Origin of the sequence: Rhodoferax sp. (genome assembly GCF_030653815.1) — a bacterium.
Lineage (GTDB): Bacteria > Pseudomonadota > Gammaproteobacteria > Burkholderiales > Burkholderiaceae_C > Rhodoferax.
Genome location: NZ_JAURYQ010000044.1, coordinates 100,718 through 107,964 on the forward strand (window position 1 = coordinate 100,718; position 7,247 = coordinate 107,964).

Sequence of the window (7,247 nt, forward strand, 5' to 3'; positions counted from 1 at the left end):
TTGCTGTATCTCGGTTCAGTTGCGCAAAGTCGCGCGCGCCAGACTGTCGTTCAAGCCCAGGGCACTGCTGATCACGTTATCGATCCGGGAGCGATAGACGGTGGGGAAATTGAGCTCCAGCAACCAAGCCGCAGCCACATCATCAACCATCGTGCGCTGCACCTCGGCGTAACTTTCAGCGCGCTTGCTTGGTTCAACTTCACGCCCGCCTCGCTCGAACATCGCGTCAACCTTGGCACTTTCATAGCCGCCGACGTTGTTGAAAGTTGAACCCTTTTTGATCTCACTGCTGATGTAGTTGCGGGCAACGCCAATCGCAGGGTCACCGTACTGGTAGTAAAAAGTGAATGCAAGGTCAAAGTCCCAGTTGGACTGCCGCGAAACAACACCAGGCAAATCCGCGTTAACCTGCTGAACATTGAAGCCCGCTGCAAGTAAATTTTGTCTGACCATTTCAGCCGTGCGTGTCCAGACTTCACCAAAAGGAATCCCCAGCAGACGCACTGGTTCACCCTTGTAGCCCGCATCGGCCAGCAATTTCTTGGCCTTGGCTGCATCATATGGATAGCTGTTTACTTTGGATGTGTAAAACGCCGTCGAGCGGTGTAGCGGGCCTGTGGCCGGCTCAGCAAAACCCTGCCAGGCTACTTTGGCGAGTCCGTTGCGATTGATGGCATGCATCAAAGCGCGGCGGACGCGTACATCCTGCAGCAGTGGCGTGCGGTGGTTGATCCAAAGCATGGCTAAGGGAGCCAACTTTTCTGAACCTTTGGTGGTGACTGACACACCTGGCAGTTTGCTCAATCGACCAACATCAAAAAACTCAACCGAACCACCTGGCAACACATCGACTCGGCCAGACTCAAATGCCGCCGCCCGCGAAGCGGCATCGGGAATCACGTGGAAGTAGACGTTTTCTATTGCTGGTAAGCCAGCGACGTGGTAGCTTGGGCTTCGGACAAGCTGAATGGACGAGCCGCGTTTCCATTCCTTGAACATGTATGGTCCAGTGCCTATTGGTGTCACAGCTGGAGGGCGGGAGAGATCACTGTCCTCAAATTGATGCTTGGGCACGATCGGAAAGGTGTTGACATCAAACAATTGGATGAAAGGCGGGAACGGTGAGCTCAACCTGAACTCAACCGTGTGAGTGTCCAGAGCCTGAATGCTTTGAACCGATGCAAGTGCCAGCCTGAAGCGCGGATTGAGCTTGCGCATGAAAACGTCCGCTGTATAGACAACATCAGCAGCCGTGAACGGCTTGCCGTCGTGCCAAGTGACGCCGCGTTTGAGTTTGAAAGTGTAGAGTAGGGCATCCTTAGAGACGGTCCAGCTGGTGGCCAAGTTAGGCTGCGGTTGTAGCTTCTCGTCAAAACGCAACAAACTCTCATAAATGTTGCCGTTAACTAACTGTGCGGGGGCAACCCCCCCAAAGGCTGCCAGTAGCGTCGGAGGTTCGGGGAAGAGCGCGATGTTGAGCACTCCGGCGCTTTGCGCCAGAAGTGGCAGGGGAATGCCGCATGCCAGGGTTCCAGCGGCGAGAATTTGGCGTCTGTTTAGTGTCATGGATATCTCCATTTTCGTTAGTTACAAAGGAAGCGCTGGGTCAACCTGGCCCAGAAGGCAGCACCAACGGCAAGGTTGTCATCGTTGAAATCGTAGCCGGCGTTATGCAGCATGCAATGGTCGTCGCCCACACCATTGCCAATCAGCACGTAGCTGCCCGGGCGGTGCTGCAACATCACCGCAAAGTCTTCACTTCCGGTGATGGCTGGACCCTGGCGCTCAATGCCGTCCTCTCCCAACAACTCGGCGCCCACCTCGCGGGCAAATTCGGTTTCGATCCGGGAATTGACGAGGACCGGATAGTCCCGGCGGTAATCCACCACCGCACACACACCAAAACTCTCAGCCTGCCCCTGCACCACCGCGTGGATGCGAGCTTCCAGCAGGTCGCGAACCGCTGGGTCTAGCGCACGCACGCTCAGCTCCAGCCTGGCCACATCAGGTATTACGTTGTTTGCGCTACCAGCCTGCAGCGCCCCCACGGTGACAATGGCCGCCTGTTGGGGATCAATATTGCGCGAAACAATGGTCTGTAGTGCCATAACGATCGCAGATGCGGCAACGATGGGGTCTGGCGTACGGTGCGGTGATGCCGCGTGACCGCCCGGGCCGTGCAGTGTGATCGTGACATCGTCAGAAGATGCCATCGCCGGACCTTCGCGAAACACGAGTCGCCCCTGCTCAATACCTGGCATGTTGTGCATGGCGAACACAGCGTCGCAGGGGAAGCTGTCGAATAGGCCCTGCTCTACCATCAGTTGAGCGCCCCCGGGGTACTCCTCCGCAGGTTGAAAGATCAGGTGCAACGTGCCCGAAAATTCGCCTTCCTCAGCCAGATAGCGTGCCGCCGCCAGCAGCATCGCCGTGTGGCCATCATGCCCGCATGCATGCATCACGCCATCGTGCACGCTGGTCCATGGTCGCCCGCTGGTTTCTTGAATTGGCAGCGCATCCATGTCAGCCCGCAAGCCCAAGCGCTTGTGACCCGACCCTCGGCGTAGCGTCGCGACCACACCCGTGGTGGCCAGACCACGATGGACCTCGTAGCCCCACGCGCTAAGGCAATCGGCGACGCGCTGCGAGGTTCTATGCTCAGCCAGACCTAGCTCGGGGTGGCGGTGCAAGTCGCGCCGCAGCTCGGCGAACTCGGTCGCCCGGGCTCCAAGGGCCCTCACCACGGCGTGCGGCGTGACCCTGGGTGTGCTTTGGCTGGCCGCTTGCGTGCGGGTCTCGAATTGATCAACTTTCAACTGCAGTTCCTCGGTCTTATCGACTCAAACCACACGCCGCAACAGCGGAGCACGAGCGCTTCGAGTGAATCGAAACAGGTCTTTTGGATCGTCCATGCTGGGGACGAGTTCAACATCGACACCCAGACCAAGTTTGGTGGCCTGCTGATTTACGTAACGTAGAGTCGAGTAGTCTTCAAGGGCGAAACCTACCGAGTCAAAAACCGTTACCTGCTCGCGGGTTTGACGGCCTGGCTGGTCCCCGCTCAGAACTCGCCACAGATCAACGACGGGGAAGTCAACATCCAGTTGCTGGATGTCCCCTTCTACGCGCGTCTGGGGCTCGTACTCGACGAAGACTCGGGCACCGCGCAACACGTCAACATGCAACTCGGTCTTACCCGGACAATCCCCGCCAACGGCGTTGATGTGCATGCCAGGCTCCACCATTTCCGGGGTAATGATCGTGGCGCGAGTTTTGTCTGCAGTCACTGTTGTGATGATGTCTGCCCCGCGAACCGCCTGCGCAATGCTGGTGGCTCGGACTTTCTTTAGTGCCGGGTATTCGGCTAAATTTCTGAGCAGCTTTTCTGTCGCTTGCGGATCAACATCGTAGACAACGATTTCGTTGATTCCGAAAAGAGCGTGAAAGGCGATAGCCTGGAATTCGGCTTGCGCGCCGTTTCCAATCAAGGCCATGCGCTTGGCATCCGACCGGGATAGTGCGCGCGCGGCCATAAGCGATGTAGCACAGGTGCGCAAGGCGGTCGCGACCGTCAGTTCAGAGAGGAGAATTGGAAAGCCGGTTTGCACTTCTGCCAAGACACCAAATGCCATCACGGTGGACAAGCCAGACACGGTGTTGTTTGGGTGTCCATTGACGTACTTGAAGGCGTAATGGCTTGCGTTGGATACTGGCATGAGTTCGATGACGCCAATTTCCGAGTGATTAGCCACCCGCGCGGATTTGTCAAAATCGTTCCAACGCAGGAAGTCCTCCTCGATGCACTTGGATAGTTGATCGATGATTCGAGTGAGACCGACCTCCTCAATCAAGCGTGTCATGGCTGGAACATCAATAAAACGGGTCACAGATTTTTTCCTTTGGTTTGTTTGATTCACGAACGACCCATTGCCACAGCTTGGCCGTGGCAATGGGTTAATTTGGGCAGCTGTAGACCGATAAAGCCAACCTGCCCTTCCTTGTTTCTTAAAAGGAATAGCGTCCTTCGACACCAAAAGTGCGCGGCTCACCGTACATGCGTGCATAGCCGCTTAGTCCATCATTAGAGGGTGAAGCGATGACTGCCTTGTTCGCCAGGTTCTTGACATAGAACGCCAGTTGCCAGTTGTCTTTGGGCGCGTTGTATGCCACGCGTGCGTTAACCAAGGTGTACCCAGGCAGCGCCAACAGCGCCGCATCCACTGGTGATCCTGCCCCTTGGCTGGCGTCGGTACGACCATTGACATCCATGCTTAGACGCACATTGGCGCCACTGCTCAGAGGAACGTCGTACTGACCACGTAGTGTCCAGCTCCATTTGGGAGCGTAGATCCTTCGTTGATCCTTGTAGCTTGCGTCTTTCAGGTCATTGGTTTTGTATGGTTTGTCATCAAGAAATTTGGCATCAAGGTAGCCCACGGATGCATCCAGACGCAAGGCTTCGGTCGGACGCCAGAAGGCCTCGATTTCAACGCCCTGGTGCTTGGCACGACCGATGTTATCCAAGCGTGTGACAGGGCCGTTGAGCAGACTGCTGAACACAGTAGTGAATGCCTGTGCATCCTGGTAGTTGTATTGAAAAACCGCCGCATTTGCACCAAACTTGCGGTTGGACGCTGCCCACTTGATGCCAAGCTCAAACGCGTCGTTGATTTCTTCCTTGTAGGGAAGTATGGCAGCGGTGCCATTGAGCGGGAAGCCACCAAAGAATCCGCCAACCTTGAAGCCACGTTGCATCGAACCATATACCGTGGTTTGCCGATCTGGTTGCCAGCGCAGGTTGGCGCCTCCAGACCAATGGTTTTGGAGTTGGTAGTCCGCTTGTAAGGTGTTATTGGTAATTGGTAGCACAGCAGCTGCAATCGGACCACTGTGCTGATCAAAGCCAAATCCACCGTTGCGGTAGGTCTTGGTCTCATCGGTGTAGCGCAACGAGGCCCCGAGGTTCCAACGCGGCGCAAAACCCCAGTCAAACTGACCAAATGCCGATGTGGACTTGGTAAACTGGTCATAGCGCAAGGTGGCAATTAATTCTGACGCATTGAGAACGCCGTAGGAAGCGAAGCCAGCGCGTTTGAATATGGCGTCACGGAACAGAAATGAGCGATCCTCATGCATGTCGTCTTGGGCATAACTCAAGCCGGTGGACCACTTGAAGTCACCTTGGTTTTGCTGCAATCGCAATTCTTGTGAACCAACCGAGAAGTTCGTCATCGCAACCTGGTGGGCATACTCGCCCTTCGAGGCATCACCATCAAGGGAGCGTCCATAATCAAGATTTCTCAGGTTGGTAACGCTCACCAGATCAAGCCCGCCAAGCTTGAACTGCCCTTGCAGCGTGACCCCCGTGTTGTTGACATCGAATTGGCCAAATGGGTCAGACAATGAGGACTCACCCGGGGTGGCACGGGATGGACTTTGGTCGCTGCTGCCATTTGCAAATATCTGGGTCAACTGGGCGTAGGAAGCGCAGTTGACATTGTCAATTTGTCCCGCGTTAAGCGGTGCGCAAACCACTTGTCCCGGAGGCGCAACCCTATAGACGCCCAAAGCCGTGAGACGCGGCGTTTCACCTTTGTCGCGGGCCGCATCCACGATTAGTGTGAGGGAATTTTCCGGCGACAACTTCAAAGTGTTTGACACACGTACAGCGAAACTATCGGGAGAGCCGTAATTGCGGCCATAGTTGACCAACTCGTAGGGGCCTGCGTCGCTGCCGATGCCTTTTGTGGCATTGAATGCAATCCGAGTGGCCAAGACGTCGGGCTTCAAGGTGGTCGACAAGCTGCCACCGACAGTCGCACGCTTCCAATTGTCGACACCCATCGAGAGGGTTCTTTCCTCGACGCCAAATTCAGGCCTGACGCTCATGACCTTCACGGCACCTCCGCTGGCATTGCGTCCATACATGCCACCTTGCGGCCCTTTGAGAACCTCAACGCGCTGAATGTCAAACATAGACAGCTGACTCATCGTGGTTGAGGTCAGGTAAACATCGTCCTGGTAAACAGCTGCAGTAGGCGTGTTGTTTGGGCTGAAATCGGTGAGTCCGACACCTCGGATAACCCACGTAGGCTGACCTGATGCCATCTTGAACATTGAGACATTGGACACCGAACTAGCCACATCCTCAAGCTTGGTTGCGCCAAGTTGCTTGAGCGTGTCACCGGTGAAGGCCGACATTGTGATCGGCACATCCTGAATGCGCTCATTGCGCCGTTGCGCGGTGACCATGACCGCTTTTAGCTCGCTCACCTCTGCGTCTGCATTTGCGGCGGTTGCAGGTGGTGCCGACTGGGCAAAGGCAGCTTGCGCAGCAAGAGCGATCAAAGTCAGCGGGAAAAAACGAAGTGGAGAAACAATACGCATGATAAAAACCTTCGAAGTTGAGAGCCTCACTATGCCACATTAATATCTATTGAGCAATAGTATTTTTACTTACGCGTAACTTTTTTGATTAAAAACTTCTGCCGGCAATGTTTACGAATCCTACAGGTCTGACGTCAATGCAATTCGAATTCTCGTGGCTGGCGAGACCCTCTGAATGGGAATCAGTGTCGCCATTTAGGCACTTAGACTCCTGCTAACGTTTCTTTATTTATCAATTAATTTTTTGTTGACCGGTACGTTTTTATAGCTTAAATTTTCGACGCCTTTTGGGGCGCCTGCAGGGCGCCTCCCGTCGTTCATACCGACCATCTGGAGACACCATTCGTGAACAATTTGTATACGCCTGTGAAGAACCTGAAACCCCGATTGCCTGCAAGAGGTCTGGGCAGACTTGCCACAACCGTCTTCGCTACTGCCATGCTCACGCTAAATGGTACAACGCGTGGCAGAGACGTTGCTGCGTCTGAAGCGCGAGGGACCAGGCATGTTGCTGATTGAACAAAAGCTGGACATTGCACTCGAACTGGCTGACGATGTACTTGTACTCGGTCGGGGTGAAGTGGTATTTTTCGGCACTGTGCCGCAGCTTCGAGCTCGGCCCGAGGTGATCGAGACCTGGGTTGGCGTAGCGTGAACTTCCGGCATAGACCCCATGCACTCCGATTTCAGACAAGTCCACGTGGAAGTGTAATAAACAACCAAACTGAATCGCCCCGGGTTTCGTGGAGGCCAGTTGGTTAAAGTCAGACCGTGTTTTCGGTCTTCTCGGCGAGTTGCCGATAGTAGTTTGCCTCAGCCTCGGCCGGTGGAATATACCCAATCGGCTCCAGCAGTCGGAT

5 protein-coding genes are annotated in these 7,247 nt (G+C 55.1%); 1 reads left to right on the plus strand and 4 read right to left on the minus strand.

The features are described 5' to 3' along the window. Positions 1 to 15 precede the first annotated feature (15 nt). The 4 genes from Q7U49_RS17370 to Q7U49_RS17385 all read right to left on the minus strand — a co-directional run bounded on the left by Q7U49_RS17370 (position 16) and on the right by Q7U49_RS17385 (position 6,387). Positions 16 to 1,566, minus strand: coding sequence for an ABC transporter substrate-binding protein (locus Q7U49_RS17370; protein WP_304766743.1), 1,551 nt, complete (start codon positions 1,564 to 1,566; stop codon positions 16 to 18). Between the two features lie 17 nt (positions 1,567 to 1,583). After that, positions 1,584 to 2,744 (minus strand): M20 aminoacylase family protein, encoded by a 1,161-nt coding sequence (locus tag Q7U49_RS17375; RefSeq protein WP_304766765.1) that lies wholly within the window; start codon positions 2,742 to 2,744, stop codon positions 1,584 to 1,586. A 96-nt stretch (positions 2,745 to 2,840) separates the two neighbouring features. Then, entirely contained in the window at positions 2,841 to 3,887 is a 1,047-nt protein-coding gene (locus Q7U49_RS17380; protein ID WP_304766745.1) for an ornithine cyclodeaminase, read from the minus strand. A gap of 118 nt (positions 3,888 to 4,005) precedes the next feature. After that, positions 4,006 to 6,387: a TonB-dependent receptor gene (locus Q7U49_RS17385; protein WP_304766748.1), complete on the minus strand. Its 2,382-nt coding sequence runs from the start codon at positions 6,385 to 6,387 to the stop codon at positions 4,006 to 4,008. 505 nt (positions 6,388 to 6,892) lie between these two features. Between Q7U49_RS17385 and Q7U49_RS17390 the strand changes: the two genes are divergently transcribed. After that, the gene (locus Q7U49_RS17390; protein WP_304766751.1) at positions 6,893 to 7,042 is read left to right on the plus strand and encodes a hypothetical protein; all 150 of its coding nucleotides are present in this window, start codon (positions 6,893 to 6,895) and stop codon (positions 7,040 to 7,042) included. The last annotated feature ends 205 nt before the right edge of the window (positions 7,043 to 7,247 follow it).

Excerpts from the sequence above, each read along its gene's own strand:
- Q7U49_RS17370 (WP_304766743.1), bottom strand. The coding sequence starts at position 1,566 with ATGACACTAAACAGACGCCAAATTCTCGCCGCTGGAACCCTGGCATGC.
- Q7U49_RS17385 (WP_304766748.1), bottom strand. The coding sequence starts at position 6,387 with ATGCGTATTGTTTCTCCACTTCGTTTTTTCCCGCTGACTTTGATCGCT.
- Q7U49_RS17390 (WP_304766751.1), top strand. The coding sequence starts at position 6,893 with ATGTTGCTGATTGAACAAAAGCTGGACATTGCACTCGAACTGGCTGAC.